Raw genomic sequence first — 25,485 nt, forward strand, 5'->3', positions numbered from 1 at the left:
TTAGAAACTCGACCATATAACCTTATCTTTTTATCTTGATGGTTGAGTTTTGGCGGCTTTTAACTGACAATAGCCACTTGTTATTATGAACTGGTCACCAATGCCATTATGAAAGTTATGCGCCTATTATCGTCTTTAAAGCATGATGAATCCGAGCGCGGTATTTTTCATCTTGGGCGCGCATTGGTCAAAAATGGCCATACCTCCATCATCGTCTCTAGCGCCGATGAAGATAATGATCTGGTCAAACGCCTAAAGCGTGATGGCAATAACTATCATCAGCTACACATGAATAAAAAGTCTTGGCTGTCGTTACTACAAGTCACGGCGCTGCGGCGTTTAATTGAAGAGTACGACCCTGACGTGATCCATGTGCACTCACGCACACCTGCATGGATACTGCATTTGGCATTGCGCCGCGCCCGCGTCAAGCGGATACCAAAGCTAGTGTCAACCATGTATGGTTTTTATCCGATCAATAAATATTCTCAAGCCTTACTCGATGTCGATACCATCATTACCGTCTCCGATAGTGTGACCAATTATCTAAAAAAAGGCCTGCGCCGAGAAGATGCAGACCCTAAAGTCATCAAACGCATCTACCGTGGTATCGATACGCGCCGCTATCCTTATCGTCATAATCCATCTGTTTATTGGCTACGGCATACTTTTGCTGAATATCCTGAGCTTGAGCATAAAAAGTGGCTGGTATTTCCAACCATTATTGGCAACGAATATGGTCAGGAATGGCTGATTGATATTTTGGGCAACTTGCAAGAGCAGTTCCCTAACATCCACGTCATTATCATGGATGATGATTATAGAGATGGTGACGTCGCACACGAAGATTTTCGTCAACGCACTAATACATTAGGGTTGGCTGATCGAATTACTTATGTAGGTAGCAAACGTAATGACATGCGTGAATGGCTCTCAGCCGCCAATATCGTGATGGCGCTTGCTAATGAGCCTGAATCAATCGGCATCAACGCCTTACAAGCGATTCATTTAGGCACGCCCGTTATTGGTTGGGATCAGGCCGCATTTAGTGAGATTTTACAACCGCTATATCCTCAAGGGTTGGTCAAAAAATACAATGCCAATGCGCTATGCAAAGCAGTCAGAAACCAATTAGAAAGCGTTACGCGCCCTGAAATGACCAACAAATTCACCATGCGTGAGATGATTGAAGAAACCCTCGCTGTCTACCAAGGTTTATACGACGACTCGCTCGCAGAGGAACAAGCTGCGAGCGATGCCGCTGCTGTCAAAAGAATTAAAAAGACGCTAAAAAAATCCTCTAAACCCACTAGTAAGAAGCCTGAGTCTGCTTATGTCGCGCTAGAACCAGCCGATAAACAAACCAAAGTAAAGCTTATCAAAGAAAAACCTAAAGCGATGAGTCCCTTAAATCCGCTTACTGACTCAGACACGCTTCAAGATCATAAAGACCTGTAAGCCTATCACTTTATTACTTAGGCTAATATCTAACAGCTTGCTGGGGCGTGTTTTCACAATGAATTATTTCATACAAAAAAACGCGGCTTCTATTTTTAGAAGCCGCGCGGAAAATCACTATGGTTATTTAAACATCAACTTAAATGGCTATTAAAATGCTCACCTAATAAGTCGTCGGGGTGTGCGCACTAACAATGCGAGTCACGCCATCAGTAGGGTTGATAAAAGTATGCGGGCGAATGGTATCAATCACGTAGCTATCACCTTGGTTTAATAGATACGTCGTCTCATCAATACGGATAAGAATCTTGCCTTCAATAACGGTGCCAATCTCTTCACCTTCGTGGGCGATTTTTTCTTCCGTTGAGCTGTTCGGTTGATACACCTCAATCAAAAAACCCAAATTCTTGGTGGTACTACAGTTATATACCTGTCTTAGTGACACTCTGCTACTCGGTTCGCTCAGTTCCAACAAATCCTTTGGCGTTACCACGACTCTCGCCTTTGGTTCCTTCCATTCATCACTAAAAAACGTGGTCAAATCAGAACCCAGCACCGCTAAAATCGCCTTTAGCGTATTCACTGCTGGGCTGACTTTATTGCGCTCAATGGAGCTGATAGAAGTATTGGTTAATCCCGACAATTTCGCAAGCTTACGTTGCGAGTAGCCTTTTGCGAGGCGCAGCTGATTGATCTTTTTACCGATATCCTCTTCTGGCGACTCGTCATTTTCGGCTGACATCGCTGTCTCAGAGTCTGTCAGCTCATCTTCATCATCACCACTGATGTCGTCATCTGTATCGATATCAGCCGCTTTATCACTGGCAACATCAGCGTCAATGCCGTTATTAATATCAATGTCAGTGCTGGCATTGTCTACATTGCCTTCAGTAGTGCTATTCAGTTTGGGGTTTGCTGGCATAGTGAATGAATTCCGTGAATAGAAATTTGGACAAGTCGTCTTGTGCATAATTTAACTCAGGATGCCATTGTACACCAATCATAAATGGATGTTGCAACAAGCTGATGGCTTCGACCAAACCATCAGGCGCTAGAGCCTCAACCAATAAACGCGCGCCTACTTTATGGATTGCTTGCTTATGTAGCGAGTTAACGTGCCATTTTTCACCAAAGGCAGCAAGCCTGCCATTTGGCTGAATAATCACGTCATGAACTGGCTGATACTGCACTTCAAGTGGCTGAGTATTGTCCTCTAAATGTGGCTCATAAAACCCCTTTACTTCCCGCCAATCAGGATGTAGCGTGCCACCAAAATGCACATTCATCTCTTGCAAACCTCGGCAAACCGCCAATAGCGGAGTGCCAGTCTTGTCTGCATAATCCAATAACTTAAAGCTAAGCTCATCACGACCCAAGTCTTGTTTCGCTTCGATATGCGTCGCGCCATAGCGCGTTGGTGCCACGTTACTATAACTGCCCGTTAACAAAATCCCATCTGCGATATTCAGTAGCGCCTCAAAGTTTTCGCTATCGGCAGCAGTATTTGGCAGCAGTATGGGATTGCCACCATAAAAATTCACGGCATCGATATATTTTTGATACACCGCTTGTGCTGGCTGCCCATCAACCATCTTATGACAAGAAACAATAGCAATAATAGGTCTAGAATTTTTCATACCGTCTTCCCTAGTTATAACAAATAGACCTCATCGTCTATATTGCTCAATCCTTTATTTAGCTGAAATTTAACACAGCACCTCATAAAATGTAAACTATAAATTTCAATATTGCCGATATTAATAATAAAATCGAATAAATGCATTAATTTAATATAATTTTAAATAAAAATTGACAACTATATTTTTCACACCTATATTGGAAGTCATCAGCGAGACATTAAACAAGGGTTGACGTTTATATCTCGATGTTAAGGGCTAAGAACAGCGAAATCTAAAGAATTCATATTATTAATAAAATTTGTTTTGAGAAATATAAAGAGACACATAGAGACTGTTTAAATAAGAGGTAATCAATCGCTGTTTTACCAAGCATTGGTTAGAAATATCACTAAAAGACGATGCGCCAGCAGTATCCGTATTGACAATAATCCCAGTAATTCTAAAAATTCATAGGAAGAATAGACATGACGACAACCAATGGAATGGTCGAATCTGCAAACAACACAGAATACGTTTATGTTGCGGCAGGTGATATTAATGGCTTACTTCGTGGTAAGCGCATCCCTTTCAATCAAATGGAAAAAGCAGAAAACGGTGCGATACGATTGCCTTTATCTATCTTAGGCGTTGATATTTGGGGTGCTGATGTCATCGAGTCTTCTCAATGTAATGGCGATATAGATGCCATTGCCCGTCCTACTGGTCGTGCCGCCTATCCACTTCTCAATACCAGTGCGCCTTCATCGCTATTGCCTGTTTGGCTTTATACAGAAAATAACGAGCCTTATTACGGTGATGCCAGACACGTTTTGGATTACATCAGCAAAAAATTCAAAGCGCTTGGTTTGACTCCAGTGATGGCCACTGAGCTGGAATTTTATTTGGTTGACTATACTGAAGGCGAAACCCCAAGACCACCTATCCGCCCCAAAAGCGGGCTAAGACTGAATAAAACCTCAATTTTGAGTATCAATGATCTATTACAATTCGATGAATTTTTAGACGAAGTTTATGCACAGTGCAAAAAGCTCGATATCCCAGCAGATGCCGCGTTGGCAGAGAATGGCTGTGGTCAGTTTGAAATTAATTTATTACACGTAGATGATCCACTAAAAGCCGCTGACGATGCCATTTTGTTCAAACAGGTCGTCAAGGCCGTCGCTGCTCGCCGTAAACTCACCGCGACATTCATGGCAAAACCTTTTGGTCTACAATCGGGGAATGGTTTTCATGTGCATTGCAGCTTATTAGATAAAGACGGCAATAATGTCTTTGATGATGAGTCAGATGAAGGCTCAGATATCTTGCGCCATGCAGTCGCTGGCTTGTTAAAGACCATGTCAGATTGCACGTTGCTATTTGCCCCACATGTGAATTCTTATCGCCGCTTTACACCCGGTACGCTAGCACCAAACAATGTGTCATGGGGTTATGAAAACCGCACGGCGGCAGTACGTATCCCCGGTGGTGACTCAAAAGCACGCCGTATCGAGCACCGTGTCTCTGGGGCAGATGCCAATCCTTATCTGGTCTGTAGTGCGGTACTGGCAGGTATGCTGTATGGCATCGAAAACAAGCTGGAAGCGCCAGAACCCATTAATAGCATTACTTACGACGAAGCAGAACTTAAAACCTTGCCACTTGACTGGCTGTCCGCTATCCGCAAATTTGAAAGCAGTGATGTGATTGATTCGCTGTTCCCAAGCGAGATGATTGAGCTATTGATCGCGGTCAAAAAGCAAGAAGCCAAACGCTTTGCTCAGCAAGTGACCAACCTTGAATACCTCACCTATTTACAGGATGTTTGATATGTCAAATAGCAACTCAAGTAGCAATTTAAACGGCAACACAGCAACGAACCAAAACCTATCCTCGAATAATACGCGCAATATCCCGCATTATTCAGACAAAGGGCAATATCCTGATAGCTATTATGCGGCCAGTCGTAATCCTAAGCCGGATAGACCAACGCTAAAAAATGACATCCAAGTGGAAATATGTGTGGTTGGCGGCGGCTACAGCGGTTTATCCACTGCCCTGCATCTCATTGAAACCGATCATGAAGTCGTGGTACTGGAAGGCGCGCAAATTGGTTGGGGCGCATCAGGGCGTAATGGCGGTCAAATCGTCAATGGTCTAAATGCCAGCCTACAAAAAATCAAAAAGTCTTATGGTCAAGAAAATGCAAACTTCGTCGGTCAACTCGTGACCCGCGGTGGCAAAATCATTCGTCGTTTTGTTAGAGACTACGATATCAGCTGTGATCTCAAAGAAAAAAATATTTTTGCGGCATTAAATAACGGACAGCTAAAAGACTTGCAAGAAACGCATGCACTGTGGGAGAGCCATGGTATGCATGATAGAGAGATGCTCGATAAGCGCGGTATCCAAGAGCATATAAAATCAGATGCCTATGTGGGCGGAGTCATCGATCACTCCGGTGGACACTTCCATCCATTGAATCTTGCTCTAGGTGAAGCAGCGGCCATTGAGCAAGGCGGTGGTACTATTTATGAAAATACCTTAGTGGTTGATATTGAGTATGCTGACGATGCTATCAAAGTCATCACCGAGTTTGGCACCGTAACTTGTAAGCAAGCGGTGCTATGCGGCAATGCCTATCTCAATAAAGTCATCCCTAAACTGACTGACCGTGTCATGCCTGTATCGACGCAAATTATCGCCACCGAGCCGCTGGGTGATTTAGCAGATCAGTTACTGCCAACCGATGTTTGTGTCGAAGATGTCCGCTACATTTTGGATTACTATCGCCTCTCAGCAGACAAGCGCATGTTATTCGGCGGCGGTACAGTCTACGGTGGTCAAGACCCCGCCGACATCACAGCTAAAATTAGACCAAACATGACTAAGATTTTTCCAGAGTTACGTGATGTCAAAATTGACTATGCGTGGAGTGGGAACTTTGCGTTGTCTTTTTCCCGCGTACCACAAATGGGCAAACTACATGAGCGAGTATATTTCGCCCATGGTTATAGTGGTCATGGCGTGACAGGCTCGCATCTATTTGGACAAATATTAGCCGATGCCATCAATGGTAAAACCAAAGAATTCGATGCTTTTGCACAAATTCCTTGGATTCCATTCCCAGGTGGTCGAGCGCTGCGAGTCCCTTACTCGGTTATGGGCTCATGGTGGTATGCGCTAAAAGATACCACTGGCATGTAAACGCATAAAAACTTTGGATAATAAACATTGAATAAGGTGTTTTTATTTTAAAAGCGGCCGTTACAGTGACCTATCATAGCAACGGATTGTTGTGATGGGGCGCGATAGACAATTGATTCGCTACTGTCCTACTGTCTGTCGCGCGTCAACCATAGAATAGAGCTTGTTTAAAAAAACAATGAGGTTTTACAGGGAGCGTAAATATGAACATGAAGCTCAATGATGCTGTCGAAGGACAGTATCATAATAAGCGAGTATTTCTCACCGTCATAGTAGCCGTCGTCATCTATCTGGCTTTTGCTTGGCTATCTACCAGCCGTGCCCCAGACCAATCTTGGGGCACCTTATCTTTACTACCAACATTATTGGTATTAGTCACTGCCATTGTCTCTAGGCGACCATTCGAATCCATGATCGCAGGCTGTGTCGCTGGCCTTGTGATGCTCAACCCTTTTGATTTAGTCTCCCCTTTTGCAGACAACATGTCGATGGTGCTAGGTAATGAGACCATTATTTGGATTGTTCTTGTCTGTGGTCTAATGGGCGGTCTCATTCAACTGCTTGAGATTAGCGGGTGTCTAGATGGCTTTAGTGAATGGCTACAAAAAATCATTAAGTCGCGCCGTCAGTCATTATTGGCCACCTTTGCTTTGGGCGTGGTGGTTTTCATTGATGATTATTTAAACTGTCTAGCAGTATCAACCTCCGTCAAAAAACTCACTGACGTCTATAACGTCTCTCGTGAAAAGCTTGCTTATATCGTCGATTCAACTGCCGCACCGATGTGTATTATCGTGCCTATTTCTACTTGGGCGGTCTACTTTGCAGGTCTTTTAGAAGAAAACGGCGTGGCTGGCGATGGTGAAGGTATTGGGCTTTATATCAGCGCGATTCCTTATATGGCATATGCTTGGTTTGCACTTTTGATTGTATTCTTGGTCGCGTATGGCATTTTGGGTGACTGGGGACCGATGAAAAAAGCCGAGGCACGCGCCAAAGCGGGTAATCCTGTTCCTGAAGCCTTTGTCGAAGAGCAACTGATCTCAAACGTCCAAGCCAAGCGTAAGCTATCGTTCAAAGCCAATATCGCAAACTTTGCTTTCCCAATGATTTTGTTGATTGTCTCTACGGTCTACTTCGAAATCGATCTATTACGCGGTGCATTATTGACCTGTTTTGTGACCGTCGTTGTCTATTGGATGCAAGGCATTTTAAGTTTTGAGACGCAAGTTGAAGCCATCTTTAAAGGCTTTAAAGTCATGCTTTATCCGCTCTCAACCGTCATCGGCGGTTTTTTCTTAAAAGCCATCAATGATGAGCTTGGTATGACCTCATATGTGATTGAGGCTATCACGCCTTATATGACGATTATTATTTTCCCTGCCGTCATTTTTGCCGTCATGGCTTTCTTAACTTTTGCCACATCATCAAGCTGGGGGCTGTATGTCCTTGCCATGCCGATTGTCTTTCCAATCTCTATTGCATTAGGCGTTAGCACTCCTCTTATGATTGGCGCATTGTTATCAGCATCATCATTTGGTAGCCATGCTTGCTTCTTTAGTGATTCATCGCTACTTGCCGCGCAAGGTGCTGGCTGCTCCCCCATGCAGCACGCCTTTACCCAGTTCCCCTATGCTATGCTCGGTGCGGGTTTATCCGTCGTCACCTTCTTAGGATTGGGTTATATGATGGCTTAAGCCAACCTTAGCGCTATTATTTTAATCATTGACTAACGGGCAATGAGAGATGGTTCGTTAGTCAATAAAAACAGCCCTTTTATATGGTAGTCACTAATAAATACGATAAGGATTTAGATCATGCGCAATGTTACCGTTGCTACGACTCAAATGGCATGTGGTTGGGATATACAACAAAATATTGCCACTGCTACTGAGTTGGTCACCAAAGCCGCCAACGCTGGCGCCAATATCATTTTGCTACAAGAGTTGTTTGAGACGCTTTACTTCTGCCAAGTTCATGACTTTGATTACTTTACCCTTGCGACCTCAGTTGCAGATAATGCGGCCATCAATCACTTCAAACAGTTGGCTAAAGACTTAGAGGTAGTATTGCCGATTAGCTTTTATGAAAAATCAGGCAATACCTTTTTTAATAGCGTGACCGTGATTGATGCCGATGGCGAGATACTTGGCACTTATCGTAAAACGCATATACCAGATGGTATTCCTTATGCCGAAAAATTCTACTTTACCCCCGGCGATACTGGATTCAAGGTTTGGCAAACCAAGTATGCCAAAATCGGTGTCGGTATTTGCTGGGATCAATGGTTCCCTGAGTGTGCTCGTAGCATGGCATTAATGGGTGCAGAAATACTGTTTTATCCGACTGCGATTGGTGATGAACCAACATTGGACATCGACTCAAAAGGCCATTGGCAGCGCTGTATGCAAGGTCATGCTGCCGCTAATCTCATGCCAGTCATAGCAGCCAATCGTATTGGCACTGAAACCATCAGCCAAAATGGCAACGACAGCACTATGCAATTCTATGGTAGCTCATTTATCACGGATGGTCGCGGTGAGATCATCCAAGAAGCATCTAAAGATAAAGAAGAGATACTTAGTACGACTTTTGACTTAGATCAACTGGCTATCGAACGTCAGCAATGGGGCGTTTTCCGTGATCGTCGTCCATCGATGTATGGCACGTTGCTGACTCATGGATAAAGTTTGTTAACAAGCAAGCTCACTCGCGCTATCGTCAAATAAGGTGCTCTATATGTCATTATTACCGAACCGATTAATCACTGGCACAACACCACAACAAGACAGCTTTTACATGCCAGCAGAATTTGAGCCTATACAAAAAATATGGATGGTATGGCCATACCGTGCTGATAACTGGCGACAACAAGCCGCTCCTGCTCAGAAAGCTTATGCTGATGTCGCATTGGCAATCAACAGATTTTGTGAGGTTGGCGTACTGGTCAATCCTGATGACTATCAATCATGCCGCGATAGTCTACCTGCTGACATCGACGTCATATCCATGCCCAGCAATGATGCTTGGGCGCGTGATACTGTCCCGACATTTTTAATCAATGATAAAGGTGAGCTACGCGCCTGTGATTGGACATTCAATGCATGGGGCGGCGACTATGATGGACTATACTCGCCATGGGATGACGATGATAAGCTGTCTGAACGCTTATGTGACCATCTAGATATCAAACGCTATCGAACGGATAACTTTGTGATAGAAGGCGGTGCATTTCATGTCGATGGTGAAGGCACGGTTCTGACCACACGTATGTGTTTGCTCAGTCCTGGACGTAACCCGCACCTAACCAAAGATCAAATTGAAGACAAGTTAGAAGCCTATCTTAATGCGCAAAAAGTACTGTGGATTGATGACGGTATCGATCCTGACGAAACCACTGGTCATATTGATGATATTGCCTGCTTTGCACGCCCTAGTGAAGTCGTTTGTTTATACACTGATGATTCTGAGCATCCGTTTTATGAAGCAACGCAAAAAGCCTATAAACAGCTATCTAATATGACCGATGCCAAAGGTCGCCGACTAAAAGTCCATAAGCTTTGCTGTACCAAGCAACCTGTTACTTTACCTGAGGACTATGATATTGAGCAGTCTGACGATGCTAAGGCGCGTCATACTGGCGATGTTTGTATCGCCTCGTATGCCAATTTTTTAATTTGTAATGAGGCTATCATCGTACCGCAATATGATGATGAAAATGATTCATTAGCCATCGAGCAGCTTGAAAAAGTATTTCCTCAGCATCAGGTAGTGGGAGTACGCACAAAGGAGGTTGTCTTTGGCGGTGGTAATATTCACTGTATTACTCAGCAGCAGCCAAAATCATCAATTAAAAGCATTAACCAAAAGCACCCGCATAAAAATATAGACCCAAATGGATTTTGAACCCAATAATATTTTAAAAAAGGACATAGCTATGAGCGATTATCAAGTTAATAATCCAGCCACTGGCGAAGTAGAAGCCACCTACCCTACGGCAACTGAGCAGGACATCCAGAACGCTATTGCACAAGCCGATACCGCTTATCAAGACTGGCGTCAGGTTTCATTGGATGAACGCAGTGCCATACTTCATAAAATTGCCGATATCTATCTTGAACGTCAAGATGAGCTGGCCCGCGTCGTTGCCAATGAGATGGGCAAGCCCGTTGCACAAGCAAGAGGTGAAATTGGTCTAGTTGCCGATATCTATCGCTACTATGCAGACAACGCTGAGCAGCTACTAGCACCTAGTACCATTGATGTTGATTCAGGGTCAGCTTCGGTAGAAAAACGTCCTGTGGGCGCTTTATTAGGTATCATGCCGTGGAACTACCCGCACTATCAAGTGGCACGTTTTGTCGCGCCAAACTTTATGGCAGGCAATACCGTTATTCTAAAGCATGCGCCGCAATGTCCTAAGACTGCAGAAGCCATCGCTGATATCCTAAAAGATGCTGGCTTACCTGAGGGTGTCTATAACAATGTGTTTGCCACCAATGAGCAAGCAGCGACTATCATCGAAGACAACCGCGTACAAGGCGTTTCGCTAACAGGTTCTGAGCGAGCTGGGCAAGCGGTTGCTAAAACAGCAGGCGGCGCGCTGAAAAAAGTCGTGCTAGAGCTTGGCGGCTCAGACGCCTTTATCGTTGCAGCTGATGCGGATATCGAACAAGCTATAAAAGGGGCTATTTCTGGTCGTTTTGGCAATACAGGACAAGCGTGTAATGCTGCCAAACGCCTTATCGTCGTCGAATCTGTGTATGATAAATTCGTTGAAGGGTTTACTAATGCCGTCAGTAACATGACACTCGCTGATCCACTTAATGAAGATACTTTCATTGGTCCAATGTCTTCAAAGGCAGCCGCAGTTAACTTGCAAGAACAGCTCGATAGCGCCATTCAAGCAGGCGCGACCGTATTGGTCGAAGGCGGCATGGTCAAAGACAAGCCGGGTGCGTGGTTTAAGCCTGCGGTATTGACAGATGTAACTGAGTCTATGGATGTTTATCGTGAGGAGCTATTTGGTCCTGTGGCGGTCGTCTACAAAGCTTGTGATATCGATCATGCCATCAAGATAGCTAATGATGTGCCTTTCGGACTTGGCGCTTCTATCCAAACGCAAGATGCTGCGCTAGCCGCTGAGATTGCTGACAAATTAGAAGTCGGTATGGTCACTATCAATGCGCCTTCTGGTAGCGAAGCCAATACCCCGTTTGGCGGCGTTAAACGCTCAGGATTTGGTCGCGAGCTTGGCACTCTTGGTATTACTGAGTTTTTAAATTATAAATTGATTCGTGATAAGTCGTAATCGATAGAGTCATTTTTAGAAAAATAAAAAGCCTAACATTGACTGTTAGGCTTTTTTTGTAGGACAATTTTATTAAAAATAACCCATCGAAAAAACTATTGCTTAGGTGGATTATCTTTTAACCACAACTGATTGACGATTTTTAATTCACGTAGCTCTTCTGCCATAATTGACTCGCTAATACCTGGATATTTCACCCTTGCATAACCATATAACGCAATACCTAAGACTGTCCAGCCAAAGAAAATCCACCACTCGATAGGGGTTAGCGCGGATGGCATACCTGGCATATACAGCATGAGTATTCCAAAACTTAGCGCAATCGTGATCATACCAACCAGCTTACCTGCTGGTATTCTAAATGGGCGTACCATATCAGGCTCGCGGTAGCGGAGTACTAAGAATGAGATAGCGACACAGGTATAAGCAATAACGATACCAAAACCACCAGCATCGACAATCCAAACCAGCATTTTACGACCAAACAAAGGTGCTAGTGTCGCCAAGCCACCGATCAATAAAATGGCATTCGACGGCGTCTTATACTTTGGATGCAGCTTGCTTAAAAAGGCGGGCAACATACGTGCTTTTGACATGGCATAAAGTAGGCGGCTACCACCAATCAAGAAGGCATTCCAACTTGATAAAATACCCAGTACCCCACCAATGACTAATAAAATACCTGCCCACTTGCCATGCCAAGCATTGGTCATCGCATCCGCAGTGGCGAGCGTTGAGTTTTCGGCTTGTAAGAGTGGCAAGGTCGTGCCAACACTCCAAGCGATACCCACATACCACATTACCGCAACGACAATCGATAAAATCAAAAATTTACCAATATTAGGACGAGTTAGATCAATTTCTTCTGCCGCTTGCGGAATAACGTCAAAGCCGACAAACATAAACGGCACCATGACAATAACGGCCATCATACCGCCAATACCACCGATGAATGCAGGTGCTTGTACTGAGTTCGAGCCTTCAGGATTGAACATGACTGCGCCAATGAACAGCAACGTACCAACAAATAAGATGCCCAATACGGCCGTCTTTTGGAACCACGCACTGACTTCCATACCGCGGATATTTAGCCAAGTGACGATGACTGAGCCCAGCATCCCAACGCCCACCCAAGTGGCATAAACATCCCAACCAGCGATGGTCCAGAGATATCCTTGATTGTAATTGGGGATGAAATACTCTACGACTGTCGGCAAGGCAACCGCCTCAAACGCGACCACCGAAAAATACCCAAACAGAATACTCCATGAGCAGATAAAGGAGACATTTACCCCCAGTGCTCTATGCGTATAGGTATGCTCACCGCCCGTAATCGGCATCGATGCGGCAAGCTCGGCATAAGTCACACCAATCAGTATCACTGCCAAGCCGCCTATCAAGAACGCCAGCATTGCGCCCCACGTCCCCGCAGATAAAATCCAACCACCAGCCAAGACTACCCAGCCCCAACCAACCATAGCACCGAATGCTAAGGCGATAATATCTAGCGTCCCTAACGATTTTTTTAATTCAGACATAACCTGCTCCTTGTCTGTGTGTCATCCGTGTTAACCCTTGACGGTCACACTATTTTTTGTTTAGTGGGATAGTACCCATCATAATTATCATATATACCTTTTGATCCAGGCTGTTCGGCACTACTTGTTTCATATTCAAATAGTACAAACAGCAACGGCGTCTTGACTTGCAAGGCGCCGTTGTAAAAAATGTACTCAAAGCGAGTGCCATATGGGCAATCTTGCTGTGCTATTAAAGATAACCTTCTGACCAAGATCGAGGCTTGATTAAAAGTGATGTATTTCACTATAAATAAATACTGAATACTTATTAAGCGGTTAGGATAGCTTTGATAATATCTAGACCTTCTTGGAGCACTTCATCTTCAACCGTCAATGGCACCATCACGCGAATGGCGTTGCCATACATACCGCAAGACGCTAATAATAAACCTTGCTCAAATGCTTTCGCTTTTAGGTTAGTCGTCGCTTCCACATCAGGCTTGCCATTACTATCGATTAACTCAAACGCGAGCATCGCGCCTTTATGACGAATATGACCGATACTGCTTAAGTTTAAGCCCTTTAAGAAAGCTTCGATTTTGTCGCCAATCTCAATACTGCGCTCAAGTAGGTTTTCTTCTTCGATGACTTCCATGACAGCGAGTGCAGCCACACAAGCCAGTGGGTTACCAGAGTATGTACCGCCCAAACCGCCGACTTGCGGCGCATCCATGATATCAGCGCGACCGATAACGGCAGAGATAGGATAACCACCCGCCAAGCTCTTGGCACTGGTCATTAAGTCAGGCTCAACACCCAACTGCTCGGTGGCAAACAACGTACCCGTACGGGCAAAACCACATTGCACTTCATCAAAAATCAAGACAATGCCATGCTCATCGCAGATATCGCGTAGAGATTTAGCAAATGATGGGGTGACTTGATGAAAACCACCCTCGCCTTGTACTGGCTCGATAATCATCGCCGCTACTTCGCTAGGATCGATATCCGCTTGGAAAATCATCTCAAGGCTATGCAATGCTTGTGCTTCTGTGACATTTAGCTCTTCAGCTGGGAATAGCGCATGGAATACAGGGCCTGGCATTGGACCAAAGTTCTTTTTGTACGGCAGCACTTTACCCGTCAAACTCATGCACATTAAAGTACGACCGTGCCAACCACCAACGAAAGAGATGATGCCTGGGCGACCAGTTTTCGCACGAGCAATCTTGATACAGTTTTCGACCGCTTCTGCACCAGTGGTTAAAAAGAAGGCTTTTTTCTCACCGCTGATAGGGGCTTTTTCACAAAGTTTTTCGGCAAGATCCACATAGCATTCGTAGTTGATCATTTGCGCCGCAGTATGGGTAAACTTGTCAAGTTGCTCATGCACGCGCTGGGTGATTTTTGGATGGCTGTGACCAGTATTCAGTACTGAGATACCACCAACGAAGTCAATATAACGATTGCCTTCAACATCCCAAACTTCTGAGTTTTTGGCTTTTTCTGCAAAGATGGGATAGGCAACGCCAAGTCCTGTTGGTAAAACAGCTTTACGGCGCTCAAGTAGTGATTTATTGGTAGTCGTCATGGGAATGTCCTTTTCTTTATTTTTAACATAAGTGCCAATGATTGAATGGCGGTTTTGAGGAATGGTTTATCTAATAGTTAACAGTTGTTAGTTGTTAGTTGTTAGCTATAGAGGGGATTCATGGTGCTGAATCCCGTTCGATACGGTGTGACAATTAAAACCTTAAAAGAGAGCGCATGTCGCTAAACGATTAGCTGACGTCAGAGCACCAGTATTTGGTCACGACATATTCTTCAATGCCGTATTTTGAGCCTTCGCGGCCGAAGCCAGACTGCTTGACACCGCCAAATGGGGCGACTTCGGTAGAAATCAGACCCGTATTATGACCAATAATGCCGTATTCAAGACCTTCAGTGACACGCCATGAACGTGCATAATTGCCACTGTAGAAATAGGCAGCCAAGCCGTAGATAGTATCGTTGGCTTGACGAATAACGTCGGCCTCATCTTTAAAGGTAAAGATAGTGGCAATAGGGCCAAAGATTTCTTCGTGCGCGATATCCATCGCAGCACTGATATCGGTAATGACCGTTGGATTGTAAGTAAGCTTGGAGGCGTCATTGGTGCTGCCGCCAGCGATAAGTGTCGCGCCTTTGTCTAAAGCATCTTTAAGTAGCGCTTGCACTTTTTCTAGCGCCTTTTGATTAATCAAAGGACCAATATCCACGCCTGCATCCATGCCGTTACCGACATTTAGCTCAGCGACTTTTTTCACAAACACATCTAGGAATTCATCTTTAATACTGTCTTGCACATAGACACGGTTGGCACAAACACAAGTTTGACCAGCGTTACGATATTTAGAGGCGATTAAGCCTTCAGCCGCTTTTTCCAGATCAGCGTCATCAAAGACGATAAATGGCGCATTGCCGCCCAGCTCTAATGACAGTTTTTTGATGGTTGTCGCGCATTGAGCCATCAAGGTACGACCGACTTCGGTAGAGCCTGTGAATGAAAGCTTATGAATACGTGCATCGCCCGTTAGGATATCGCCGATGGTTGATGATTTGCCCGTCACTACTTGGATAACGCCTGCTGGAATACCTGCTTGTTCAGCCAATGCAGCCAGTGCTAATGCAGAAAATGGCGTTTCAGTCGCAGGTTTAATAATCATCGTGCAGCCTGCTGCCAATGCTGGCGCGGCTTTACGGGTAATCATCGCTGCTGGGAAATTCCAAGGCGTGATCGCTGCGCAAACGCCAACGGGCTGCTTTAGGACGACATGGCGCAGTTGTGACTGATTGGCAGGGATAACATCGCCATAAACACGCTTGCCTTCTTCGGCAAACCAGCGGATAAAGCTATTGGCATAGCCCACTTCACCGCGTGACTCGTTTAGAGGTTTGCCTTGCTCAGCGGTCATAATGATAGCCAAGTCCTCTTTATTGGCATCGATGAGGTCTGCCCACTTTTGTAGTAGCTCAGCACGCTCTTTTGGGGTTTTGGCTGCCCAAAGGATTTGGGCTTCATGAGAGGCGGTAACCGCGTCGTTCACATCGTCGGTCGTTAGGCTTGGTACCGTACCGATGATATCGCCGTTGAAAGGATTGCTCACATCAATAGTCGATTCATCACTAGCGGCATGCCAGCCATCTTTGATGAAACACTGCTGTTTAAGTAGATCTGGGTTCGATAGCTGTAGCGTAGACTGTGACAGTTGTGACATTGTGACGCTCCTTGTCAATTGAGGTTTGCAAATAGGATTCGCAGATTTATAGCGATAAGTGAATGACAATAAATAGAAGGTTATGATTTAAATAATTATTGATAACTTGTTAAGCGTTCAATATACTGAACATCTATTCTATATATGAGACATCATTATAAGAATGATAGCCAGCCATTTGCAACCCCTATTCTCATTTTAATGATGATTTATCGTGTTATTTTTATATTTTCCCAATTCTACTGACTTTTATAGGTTCCTTATGAGCTCAACTGCCGTTCCTGCCTTGGACAAAACCTTTCAGATTTTAGATTTAATTACTGATAGCTCACAGCCTTTAACCGCAGCTCATATTGCTAAAGAGCTCAATCTACCACGTAGCTCAACCCACAATATTTTGCAAAGTCTTTTGGCTAAGCATGTCATCTATAAAGACAGCGATAGCCGCTTTCATTTAGGCTCTTATTTGATGTATTGGGCAGGTAAGTATGAGCAGCAGCAAGGCGTCATCCAATTATTTAAAGACCTTATTGTCCAGTATCCGATTCTTCTTCAACATACAGTTACTTTATCTAAGCTTGATTTAGGTGAAGTGGTGTTTTTAGCCTGTCATGAAGCGCCTGCCCCGCTTGGCTTTACCTTTCGCGCTGGTGTTCGCGTACCAGCGGTATTCTCTGCCACGGGCAAGGCCATGCTCTCAACATTCTCTATGGACAGTATCAAATCTATCTACGCTACTGGCTTCCCTACGCCTATTACCCAACACGGTGTTGATAACTTTAGCGATTTGTCCACCGAGTTGACCGCCATTCAAAACAGTCGCATCTCACTCGATGATGGGCAACTTCGCGAAGGGATGTATTGTTTGGGTACTTATATTCGCAATGCGTCAGGCAATGCCGTTGCGGGTATGGCAGTTAGCTTTTTGCAAGGCGAATATGAGTCCAAGCGTGCTGAGGTCAGTGCTGTGCTGATTGAATTAGCCGAGCAAATTGAGCAGCGTTTGGGTTTTATCGATAATAAATAAAGTTAAAACACTGCTAGTTTCTTGCTTGCTTCAAACTCTTTCAGTTATTTTGGTGGTAACTGTTAATCTTCTGAAATAAGCCCTGATAAAAATGCTTGCAAATTGTCATTGAGCTTTTGCAAGTAATAACCGCCCTCGACTAAAACAATCAGTGGTTTATTTAGCGCTTTCATCTTTTGTGCCAATATTTTAAACCCTTGCGTACTCACGGCACATCTTGCTTCTGGGTCATTTTCATAAACATCGAATCCTAAGACATGAACGATGACATCCGGGTCAAATAGTGTCATCGCTTCGATAGATTTATCAACATACTCAAAAAACCCAGCTTCATCGGTGCCGTGCGGCATTGGAAAGTTAACGTTATAGCCTTCACCCACGCCTGTGCCCCTTTCAAACGCATGCCCTGTCACTGCGGGATAGAAGTTAACGGGGTCACCATGTACTGAAGTATAAAGCACGTCTTTACGGTCATAGAATATTTCTTGGATACCCTGTCCATGGTGCATATCCGTATCGATAATGGCGATTTTTGCATATTTCTGGCGTAGATGTTCAGCGATGATGGCTGCATTATTTAGATAGCAAAATCCGCCAGCGGCGCTTTTGCGAGCATGATGACCAGGCGGCCGTGAGAAGCAAAGCTGTATATGACTTTCGGCACGCTCGGTATCTGACAAATCATCGTTCAGCAATGCTTCAGCTGCATTGAGTGCAGTCTGCGCCGACCAATAAATAGATGTCCAAGAATGCTCACTGATAGGCGCGCTATCATCCGCTTGATACTTTGCTGCTTTTGCCATGATACCGATACCGGGATTGTCATACGGCAAAAAAATCCCCGTCTGTACCTGCGCGCCCAAGTCTTCCTCGACTGCTATCCAGTCATCATAGCCATGTTTGAGAAACTCAACGTAACCAAAATCGTGAACCGCTAATATAGGCCCAATGCCAATATCGGTAGCTGTCGTCACCTCTAACCCTAACGCTGCTGGTGCTTTTAAGAACTCAACCATACGCTCTGGTATCTCTAACGGCTCATGCATCTTTCCATAAGAAAAATAAGGGAGTGGTCTGTGCAAGCTTAGGTTTTCATGGCTATATATTTTCATGCTCAACATTCCTTTGTTTAACATTTTTTCCAATGGCGCTTTTTTTGATGCCTAACTAAACAATCCCATCGGCTTTAAGCTTGGCTATCATGTCGCTGTCATAGCCTAAAGCAGTAAGCGTGCTGTCAGTATGCTCGCTCAACTTCGGTGGCGGTGACCGATAAGTGACGGGTGATGCAGATAGTTTGATTGGACTACCAAGTGCTCTTACCGGACTGCCTTGCGTGGCAAAATCAACCACCATCTCGCGTGCCAGCGCTTGTGGCATTACCAAGGCCTCAGCGATATTATGAATCGCACCGCACGGAATACCCGCTTTATCCAACACCTCTAACCAATAAGTACGAGGTTGCTCGGCAAATTTATTACTCAGCTCATCACACAGCAGCTCGCGGTTGGCAACGCGTTGAGGATTGGTCGTAAAGTGCTCATCCATATGCCAATTAACTGCAAGTATATCGCACAGTTTGGCAAACTGACTGTCATTGCCGCAAGCTAAAATAAAGTGCGCGTCACCCTGCCCTGCAAATACTTGATAAGGCACAATATTAGGATGCTGATTGCCCAGTCTGGGCGGGATTTGACCTGATGCCAAATGATTCATACCAACATTAGCCAGCATGGCAAGCGCACTATCTAAAAGTGCAACGTCTACCTGTTGCCCTAACCCAGTAGTCTCACGAGCAATCAAAGCCGCTTGAATACCAATCGTCAGCTGCAAACCTGCAAACAAATCAACCACTGCCACGCCAACCTTATGCGGTTCACCATCGCTCGGACCCGTAATACTCATCAAGCCTGATAAACCTTGAATAATATAGTCATAACCGGGGCGCTTGGCATCTGGTCCTGTCTGACCAAAGCCCGTCAATGAGGCATAAATCAGGCGCGGATTGTCTTGTTTCAGACTGTCATAATCTAAGCCGTACTTCTTAAGACCACCAACCTTAAAGTTCTCAACAACGATATCGCTGTTCGCGATAAGTTGCTTGATAATGGTTTGCCCTGCAGGGGTATTAATATCGACCGTGAGTGATTTTTTATTACGATTGATGGTAGCGTAGTAAGCAGAGGTGTCATCGCTGAATGTTGGCGGTGCCCAATGGCGCGTTTCATCACCGATATGCGGACGCTCAACCTTGATGACTTCAGCGCCCAAATCTGCGAGTACTTGAGTACAAGAAGGACCTGCCAACACTCTCGATAAATCAAGCACCTTGATACCATGCAATGCACCTTTTGCCATATCCGTCATAATAATCCCTTATTGTGTGGCATATTTTTGATAAAAAATTGCTATGCATCATTTATCTTTTGGTACTTTTCATTGAAATTTTTAGATAATAAAGACTGATAAATAAATGATGAATAACAACCATGCATAAAAACGATGTATAAAAATCAGAAACGCACGCTACTATCTATAACAGCTTATTAAAAAGCCAAACAATAACGTACGTTAGTCAAAACTCTCTTTAAATCTCTGCATTTAAATTACATTCAGTTTAAAAGAACGCTTGAATACCAGTCTGCGCACGACCTAAGATGAGCGCATGAATATCGTGCGTACCTTCATAGGTATTAACCGCTTCTAGGTTCATCACATGACGGATAATGTGGAACTCATCAGAGATACCGTTACCGCCATGCATATCACGAGCAATACGCGCGATATCGAGCGCCTTACCGCAGTTATTACGCTTAATCAGTGAAATCATCTCAGGCGCCGCATTGTCTTCATCCATCAGACGACCCACACGTAACGCGGCTTGTAGACCTAGCGTGATTTCAGTCTGCATATTGGCAAGCTTCAACTGTACTAGCTGCGTTGCCGCGAGCGGACGACCAAACTGTTTACGATCTAGCGTGTACTGGCGTGCTGCTTTCCAGCAGAATTCAGCTGCCCCCATCGCTCCCCAAGCGATACCGTAACGGGCTTTATTTAAGCAACCAAATGGACCTTTTAGACCACGGATATCTGGGAAAGCATTGGCTTCAGGAACGAATACTTTGTCCATCACAATCTCACCCGTGACTGAAGCACGTAATGAAAACTTACCCTCAATCTTCGGCGCTGATAACCCTTTCATGCCTTTGTCTAAAACAAAACCACGAATTTCACCAGCATCATCTTTTGCCCAAACCACAAATACATCAGCGATAGGACTGTTGGTAATCCACATCTTATTACCCGTCAGCTCATAACCGCCATCAACCGCTCGTGCACGAGTCGACATTGAGGCTGGATCTGACCCTGAATCTGGCTCAGTCAGACCAAAGCAGCCGACGTACTCACCTGTGGCAAGCTTAGGCAGATACCTCTCTCTTTGTTCTTCAGTGCCGTATGCCCAAATGGGATGCATGACCAAGCTTGACTGTACACTCATCGCTGAACGATAGCCTGAGTCAACGGCTTCAACTTCTTTGGCGATTAGACCATAAGCGACACTAGACAAACCAGCACAGCCATAACCTTCAATCGTGACACCAAGCAGACCCATTTCACCCATTTGACGCATGATATTACGGTCAAAATTCTCGTTACGATTGGCTTCAACAATGCCAGGCATGAGCTCGTTTTGGAAAAACTGACGAGCGCTGTCCGTGACCATGCGCTCTTCATCAGTCAACTGGTCGCGTAATAAAAACGGATCTTCCCAATCGAAACTTGGACGCGTAGATGTTGCCATGTGGATCTCCTTGATATCAGTCATCCTGACCGACGAGTAGTGATTAATGAATAAATTAGCTTAATAGTTTATTGACTTACCAATTCCGCTGTGCGAAACTTAGTTTCATAATTTAAATTCATTAAAACAAAGTTTTGGGTCGCTGTAAACCTTTATCCAAAAAAATGAGCATAAAATGACAAAAAACATATCAACAGCTACTCCGCTACTCGATCGAATGACCACCATTCTTGAGCAAAGTAAAGACGATAATGATCGACAGTTTGTGACTGCATTGGGACGGGGACTAATCATACTGACAGCGTTTGAACATCATGAGCGGCTCACCCATCAGCAGCTATGTCAGATGACCGATCTGCCAAAGGCAACTATTACTCGCCTTATCCATACCTTGATGACACTTGGATTTTTACGTGTCACTGAGCACGGACAGTATCAACTAGGCAGTAGTGCTGTACGTCTAAGTGCTACCGCATGGAGTCGCCATGATATGGTCGCAGCGGCTGAGCCTTTACTGCGACAGTTTGCTAGTGAGAATGAAGTATCAGTGAATCTGGCGACCGAAGTCGAAGGAGAGATGCGCTATCATGCCTGCTGTCGTAGCCCTGCTCGCCTATCGGTCAATTTGCAAGTTGGCTCGGCAGTGCCCGTCGCCCGTACTGCGATTGGACGCGCTTTTTATGCGGCTAGCTCGCCAGCAAGACAGGCTGTCATTGAAGGTAACTTAAAAGAGCATTTATCTACAGAAGATTATAACCATGCCCAAACTGCCCTAGACAGCGCGGCAGAGCATTATGATAAATATGGTTATACGGTGTCTGATGGGGAGTTCTCTACTGATATATTGGCAGTAGCGGTTGGGGTTTTTGATGTCGCGACTGGACAGTATGCGTATTCGCTTAATGCCAGTGTGCCAAGTGCGAACTGGCAAAGCGACGATTATGCAGCGATGATTGTGCCAAAATTGCAGGCGTTGGCGGAGCGGATTGGTGGTGGGGTTTAAAAGAGAATAAACCATAAAGCTATAGTACGAGTATCTTGGCTTAGTTGATGGGTTTTATCTTATGAAAAATGCTTCCTTTTAACTCATCAAACCGCAGCCCAAATTTCATCAGATACTTACGCAATCTGTCGCTATCATTTGGATTTTTTAGCTTATCGCGTGAGTTGGCATACAGATATCGCCCAGCCGCTGCTTGGTTTTTATGACGTATACACACCTCAATCACATACGCCAGTTGCACCGCATCAAACGGATCAATAGTTGTCAGAATCTCTTCATCGAGATATTTTCTTAAAATATTATGGCTACCCTGCTTGATGGTTTCACTATCTAGAGTAGTATCGGGGCTATTTTTAGTCCTGACATTACCGCCATTTAAGCTATTAGAGCCGTTTGAACTGTCAGGTAATTCCCAAAGATAAGTTAACCTCTCAATCTCCGCTTGCACATCATCATTGCGAATCACTTTACTCTCAGCAAGTGTAGTCAAACGAATTATACTGGCGGTCAAATCACGAAAATTCCCCTGCCATGTCGCATCCTGACTCATTGCAAAAGTTTCATAACGCTGCCTTGCTTCTGGCGTAAATCGATAGTGCTGCTGTTGCTCGTTACCCAAACGCGCTAGCTCATAATCGATATTGGCAGGTAAATCTTCCAACCTATCTTTGAGTGATGGCAAAAAGAACGTCCACGTATTGAGACGCGCAAACAAATCCGCCCGAAACTCGCCATTTGCGACTGCTTGGCGCAAGTCTTTATTGGTGCCTGCCATCAGCTGAAATGACACGCTAATCGGCGTATCACTACCGAGCGGATAAAAGCGTTGTTCCTCAAGTGCGGTCAATAGCATCGCTTGCTCATCAAGCCCAAGCTCGCCAATCTCGTCTAAGAATAACAAACCACCATCGGCTGATTTTAGCAGCCCGTCTCGGCTCGTTGCAGCTCCCGTAAATGCACCTTTTACATGACCGAATAACACACTCATGGCGGTATCACCACGCAGCGTGGCGCAGTTGACCTCGACGAATTGTTCAAGCGTGTTTTTGCCTTGCGTGCTGTTAGCTTTGGCTTTTTTGAGCGCGTAGATTTGGCCTGCCAATTGAGACTTGCCCGCCCCTGTTGCGCCCATCAGCAGTATGGGAGCAGTTGATCGAGTAGCGACTTTTTCGATATCGGAGATAAGCTTTTGATAAGCGGCGTTTTGGGTGACTAGATTGGCTTGCAAGGTTTGCCAATGTTGCTGTTTTTCCGCTTCAAAACGCTCACGTAAACCATCATAACGCGAGACATCTAGGTCAATCACTTGATAGCGACCTTGCGGATCAGCTTGGTCAGGTCTTGGGCAAGGTGATGTCTGAATCAAATCTGCGGGAATAAAGCCCGCCTCTACCAACAAGAACCAGCAAATCTGCGCCACGTGCGTACCCGTGGTCAGATGCAGCAAGTAATCGGTACTATCCTGAAAATCAAACCCTGTAGCAAAATCATACAGCTCAGCATAAACATCGGCAAAATCCCACGGACTGCTCAACGCCACATGATGACCAATTATTTTAGTCTGAGGACTCACTTTTGCGACGTCATCAACTACTATTTTAAACAGCCGCTTATCTCGTTTACTGTATAAGATATGCAGCTCATCGACCAATAGCTCATCATGTATACCTAAGCTCACGGTTGGTCGCCATCGTTGCCAACGCTTGTCATTAAAGCCATTATCTAAGGTAGTGCCGAGGAAGCCGATGACGGCGGTTCTGTTATTTGGATCACTATTCATAATATTACTTATCACTGAGTATCATTAGTAAATAATATATTATTTTCTATTCAGTTAGATATATTTCTATATATTTTTAACTCATGATTAAATAAATATTTTTATTCGAAAAAAATACAAAAATTAAACCATTTACTATCAATTACTTATGATTAAATACTGAATATCTTAAAAACTTGGCATGTCCTTAGCATTATATAAAGTAAGAATTATCTTCAATAATAAACAAACTTTGCAACGCTAAGGAATACAACATGCAACCAACCACTCATAACATCATTCAAGACGGTGGAACGCCTATCAGACTTTGGACCAAGGGCGTGCCTGTCGATCCAAAAGCACACGATCAATTGATCAAAGCATCAAAAATGCCGTTTGTATATAAATGGCTTGCAGTGATGCCCGATGTGCATGTCGGTATTGGCGCGACTATCGGTACGGTATTGCCAACCAAAGAAGCGATTATTCCGGCTGCCGTTGGCGTCGATATTGGCTGCGGAATGATGGCAGTACAAACCACCCTAACCGCGAACGATTTGCCTGATAGCTTGCTTGGTCTGCGTACCGAGCTTGAAAAAGCCATTCCGCATGGTCGTAGTAAAACGCGTGGTCGCGGATCACGCCGTGATGTCGGCGCGTGGGCAAACCCTGACGACACCGTAATGAACGGTTGGGGAACGCTGGTTGATGACTTTAATTATCTAACCCAAAAGCACCCTAAACTTAAAAATACCAATAACCTTAACCATTTGGGTACGCTGGGTACGGGTAACCATTTCGTCGAGGTGTGCCTTGATGAAACCAACCAAGTTTGGATCATGCTGCACTCAGGCTCACGCGGTGTGGGTAATGCCATTGGTCGCTACTTTATTGAGCTGGCACGTGAGGACATGCGCAAGTGGTTTATCAACTTGCCAGATAAAGATTTGGCTTACTTTGCCGAAGGTACAGAACATTTCGATGACTATTGGTTTGCGGTTGGCTGGGCGCAGCGTTTTGCCTTTAAAAACCGCGAAATTATGATGGAAAAAGCCATCAAAGCACTACGCTACATCATACCTAAGCCCTTTGATGCTGCCGTAAAAGCGGTGAACTGTCATCACAACTATGTGGCTAAAGAAGAGCACTATGGTGAAGAAGTATTTGTGACCCGCAAAGGCGCAGTACGTGCCCGCGTTGGCGAGTACGGAATTATTCCGGGGTCGATGGGTGCCAAATCATTCATCGTGCGCGGTAAAGGAAACGAAGAGTCGTTTTGCTCTTGCTCGCATGGTGCAGGTCGTATCATGTCACGTACTGAGGCCAAAAAAGTATTTACAGTTGCCGATCAAATTGCGCAGACCGAGGGCGTAGAATGTCGAAAAGACGCGGATGTAATTGATGAGATTCCAGCGGCTTATAAAAATATTGATGACGTGATGCAAGCGCAAAGTGATTTGGTAGAAGTGGTACATACGCTGCGTCAGGTGGTTTGTGTTAAAGGATAGGTAGGAACTATTAT

Annotated in this window: 19 protein-coding genes; 10 read left to right on the forward strand and 9 right to left on the reverse strand. The window is 44.8% G+C overall.

The features are described 5' to 3' along the window. The first annotated feature begins 108 nt into the window (after positions 1-108). Positions 109-1,458, forward strand: coding sequence for a glycosyltransferase (locus AK822_RS09115; RefSeq protein WP_228139004.1), 1,350 nt, complete (start codon positions 109-111; stop codon positions 1,456-1,458). A gap of 163 nt (positions 1,459-1,621) precedes the next feature. Here AK822_RS09115 and AK822_RS09120 read toward each other — a convergent pair whose 3' ends face one another. After that, positions 1,622-2,380: a cupin domain-containing protein gene (locus AK822_RS09120; protein ID WP_060491410.1), complete on the reverse strand. Its 759-nt coding sequence runs from the start codon at positions 2,378-2,380 to the stop codon at positions 1,622-1,624. Then, positions 2,355-3,095 carry a gamma-glutamyl-gamma-aminobutyrate hydrolase family protein gene (locus AK822_RS09125; protein ID WP_060491411.1) on the reverse strand — a complete coding sequence of 247 codons (741 nt, stop codon included), beginning with the start codon at positions 3,093-3,095 and terminating at the stop codon, positions 2,355-2,357. Before AK822_RS09125 ends, AK822_RS09120 begins: the two co-directional genes overlap by 26 nt. A gap of 467 nt (positions 3,096-3,562) precedes the next feature. On the opposite strand from AK822_RS09125, the gene AK822_RS09130 reads away from it, so the two are divergent. From AK822_RS09130 to AK822_RS09155, 6 genes are all read left to right on the forward strand, one after another. Continuing rightward, positions 3,563-4,906 carry a glutamine synthetase family protein gene (locus AK822_RS09130; protein ID WP_060491412.1) on the forward strand — a complete coding sequence of 448 codons (1,344 nt, stop codon included), beginning with the start codon at positions 3,563-3,565 and terminating at the stop codon, positions 4,904-4,906. A 1-nt stretch (position 4,907) separates the two neighbouring features. After that, a complete protein-coding gene (locus AK822_RS09135; RefSeq protein ID WP_228139005.1) occupies positions 4,908-6,284 on the forward strand; it encodes an NAD(P)/FAD-dependent oxidoreductase in 1,377 nt (458 codons plus the stop codon). A 203-nt stretch (positions 6,285-6,487) separates the two neighbouring features. Continuing rightward, a complete protein-coding gene (locus tag AK822_RS09140; protein ID WP_060491413.1) occupies positions 6,488-7,981 on the forward strand; it encodes a Na+/H+ antiporter NhaC family protein in 1,494 nt (497 codons plus the stop codon). Positions 7,982-8,098: 117 nt separating this feature from the next. Beyond that, a complete protein-coding gene (aguB, locus tag AK822_RS09145; RefSeq protein WP_205628081.1) occupies positions 8,099-8,971 on the forward strand; it encodes an N-carbamoylputrescine amidase in 873 nt (290 codons plus the stop codon). 52 nt (positions 8,972-9,023) lie between these two features. Continuing rightward, positions 9,024-10,190, forward strand: coding sequence for an agmatine deiminase (gene aguA, locus AK822_RS09150; RefSeq protein WP_060491415.1), 1,167 nt, complete (start codon positions 9,024-9,026; stop codon positions 10,188-10,190). A 31-nt stretch (positions 10,191-10,221) separates the two neighbouring features. Next, the gene (locus AK822_RS09155; protein WP_060491416.1) at positions 10,222-11,595 is read left to right on the forward strand and encodes an NAD-dependent succinate-semialdehyde dehydrogenase; all 1,374 of its coding nucleotides are present in this window, start codon (positions 10,222-10,224) and stop codon (positions 11,593-11,595) included. Positions 11,596-11,690: 95 nt separating this feature from the next. Here the strand turns inward: AK822_RS09155 and AK822_RS09160 are convergent, their stop codons facing one another. The 3 genes from AK822_RS09160 to AK822_RS09170 all read right to left on the reverse strand — a co-directional run bounded on the left by AK822_RS09160 (position 11,691) and on the right by AK822_RS09170 (position 16,372). Further along, positions 11,691-13,133, reverse strand: a complete 1,443-nt coding sequence (locus tag AK822_RS09160) for an APC family permease (RefSeq protein ID WP_060491417.1) — start codon at positions 13,131-13,133, stop codon at positions 11,691-11,693. Positions 13,134-13,443: 310 nt separating this feature from the next. After that, positions 13,444-14,706 (reverse strand): 4-aminobutyrate--2-oxoglutarate transaminase, encoded by a 1,263-nt coding sequence (gene gabT, locus AK822_RS09165; protein ID WP_060491418.1) that lies wholly within the window; start codon positions 14,704-14,706, stop codon positions 13,444-13,446. 190 nt (positions 14,707-14,896) lie between these two features. Beyond that, a complete protein-coding gene (locus AK822_RS09170; protein WP_167541673.1) occupies positions 14,897-16,372 on the reverse strand; it encodes an NAD-dependent succinate-semialdehyde dehydrogenase in 1,476 nt (491 codons plus the stop codon). 262 nt (positions 16,373-16,634) lie between these two features. Here AK822_RS09170 and AK822_RS09175 point away from each other — a divergent pair, with 262 nt between their 5' ends. After that, positions 16,635-17,399, forward strand: a complete 765-nt coding sequence (locus AK822_RS09175; protein ID WP_060491419.1) for an IclR family transcriptional regulator — start codon at positions 16,635-16,637, stop codon at positions 17,397-17,399. Positions 17,400-17,461: 62 nt separating this feature from the next. Here AK822_RS09175 and AK822_RS09180 read toward each other — a convergent pair whose 3' ends face one another. From AK822_RS09180 to AK822_RS09190, 3 genes are all read right to left on the reverse strand, one after another. Continuing rightward, on the reverse strand, positions 17,462-18,511 hold the full coding sequence (locus AK822_RS09180; RefSeq protein ID WP_060491420.1) for a histone deacetylase family protein: 1,050 nt from the start codon (positions 18,509-18,511) through the stop codon (positions 17,462-17,464). 55 nt (positions 18,512-18,566) lie between these two features. Then, a complete protein-coding gene (locus tag AK822_RS09185; RefSeq protein ID WP_087945617.1) occupies positions 18,567-19,766 on the reverse strand; it encodes a CaiB/BaiF CoA transferase family protein in 1,200 nt (399 codons plus the stop codon). A 250-nt stretch (positions 19,767-20,016) separates the two neighbouring features. After that, positions 20,017-21,201: an acyl-CoA dehydrogenase gene (locus AK822_RS09190; protein ID WP_060491421.1), complete on the reverse strand. Its 1,185-nt coding sequence runs from the start codon at positions 21,199-21,201 to the stop codon at positions 20,017-20,019. Between the two features lie 175 nt (positions 21,202-21,376). Between AK822_RS09190 and AK822_RS09195 the strand changes: the two genes are divergently transcribed. Continuing rightward, on the forward strand, positions 21,377-22,204 hold the full coding sequence (locus tag AK822_RS09195) for an IclR family transcriptional regulator (RefSeq protein WP_060491422.1): 828 nt from the start codon (positions 21,377-21,379) through the stop codon (positions 22,202-22,204). 40 nt (positions 22,205-22,244) lie between these two features. On the opposite strand, the gene rtcR is transcribed toward AK822_RS09195, so the two are convergent. Next, complete coding sequence (rtcR, locus tag AK822_RS09200; RefSeq protein WP_087945618.1) at positions 22,245-23,984, reverse strand: RNA repair transcriptional activator RtcR; 1,740 nt, start codon at positions 23,982-23,984, stop codon at positions 22,245-22,247. Positions 23,985-24,238: 254 nt separating this feature from the next. On the opposite strand from rtcR, the gene AK822_RS09205 reads away from it, so the two are divergent. Next, the gene (locus AK822_RS09205; protein ID WP_060491423.1) at positions 24,239-25,471 is read left to right on the forward strand and encodes an RtcB family protein; all 1,233 of its coding nucleotides are present in this window, start codon (positions 24,239-24,241) and stop codon (positions 25,469-25,471) included. Positions 25,472-25,485 lie beyond the last annotated feature (14 nt).

Source organism: Psychrobacter sp. P11F6 (genome assembly GCF_001435295.1).
Taxonomy (GTDB): domain Bacteria; phylum Pseudomonadota; class Gammaproteobacteria; order Pseudomonadales; family Moraxellaceae; genus Psychrobacter.

Coding starts and splice junctions, on each gene's coding strand:
- AK822_RS09115 (WP_228139004.1), top strand. CDS start 109: ATGAAAGTTATGCGCCTATTATCGTCTTTAAAGCATGATGAATCCGAG.
- AK822_RS09120 (WP_060491410.1), bottom strand. CDS start 2,380: ATGCCAGCAAACCCCAAACTGAATAGCACTACTGAAGGCAATGTAGAC.
- AK822_RS09125 (WP_060491411.1), bottom strand. CDS start 3,095: ATGAAAAATTCTAGACCTATTATTGCTATTGTTTCTTGTCATAAGATG.
- AK822_RS09130 (WP_060491412.1), top strand. CDS start 3,563: ATGACGACAACCAATGGAATGGTCGAATCTGCAAACAACACAGAATAC.
- AK822_RS09135 (WP_228139005.1), top strand. CDS start 4,908: ATGTCAAATAGCAACTCAAGTAGCAATTTAAACGGCAACACAGCAACG.
- AK822_RS09140 (WP_060491413.1), top strand. CDS start 6,488: ATGAACATGAAGCTCAATGATGCTGTCGAAGGACAGTATCATAATAAG.
- aguA (WP_060491415.1), top strand. CDS start 9,024: ATGTCATTATTACCGAACCGATTAATCACTGGCACAACACCACAACAA.
- AK822_RS09155 (WP_060491416.1), top strand. CDS start 10,222: ATGAGCGATTATCAAGTTAATAATCCAGCCACTGGCGAAGTAGAAGCC.
- AK822_RS09160 (WP_060491417.1), bottom strand. CDS start 13,133: ATGTCTGAATTAAAAAAATCGTTAGGGACGCTAGATATTATCGCCTTA.
- gabT (WP_060491418.1), bottom strand. CDS start 14,706: ATGACGACTACCAATAAATCACTACTTGAGCGCCGTAAAGCTGTTTTA.
- AK822_RS09170 (WP_167541673.1), bottom strand. CDS start 16,372: ATGTCACAACTGTCACAGTCTACGCTACAGCTATCGAACCCAGATCTA.
- AK822_RS09175 (WP_060491419.1), top strand. CDS start 16,635: ATGAGCTCAACTGCCGTTCCTGCCTTGGACAAAACCTTTCAGATTTTA.
- AK822_RS09180 (WP_060491420.1), bottom strand. CDS start 18,511: ATGAAAATATATAGCCATGAAAACCTAAGCTTGCACAGACCACTCCCT.
- AK822_RS09185 (WP_087945617.1), bottom strand. CDS start 19,766: ATGACGGATATGGCAAAAGGTGCATTGCATGGTATCAAGGTGCTTGAT.
- AK822_RS09190 (WP_060491421.1), bottom strand. CDS start 21,201: ATGGCAACATCTACGCGTCCAAGTTTCGATTGGGAAGATCCGTTTTTA.
- AK822_RS09195 (WP_060491422.1), top strand. CDS start 21,377: ATGACAAAAAACATATCAACAGCTACTCCGCTACTCGATCGAATGACC.
- rtcR (WP_087945618.1), bottom strand. CDS start 23,984: ATGAATAGTGATCCAAATAACAGAACCGCCGTCATCGGCTTCCTCGGC.
- AK822_RS09205 (WP_060491423.1), top strand. CDS start 24,239: ATGCAACCAACCACTCATAACATCATTCAAGACGGTGGAACGCCTATC.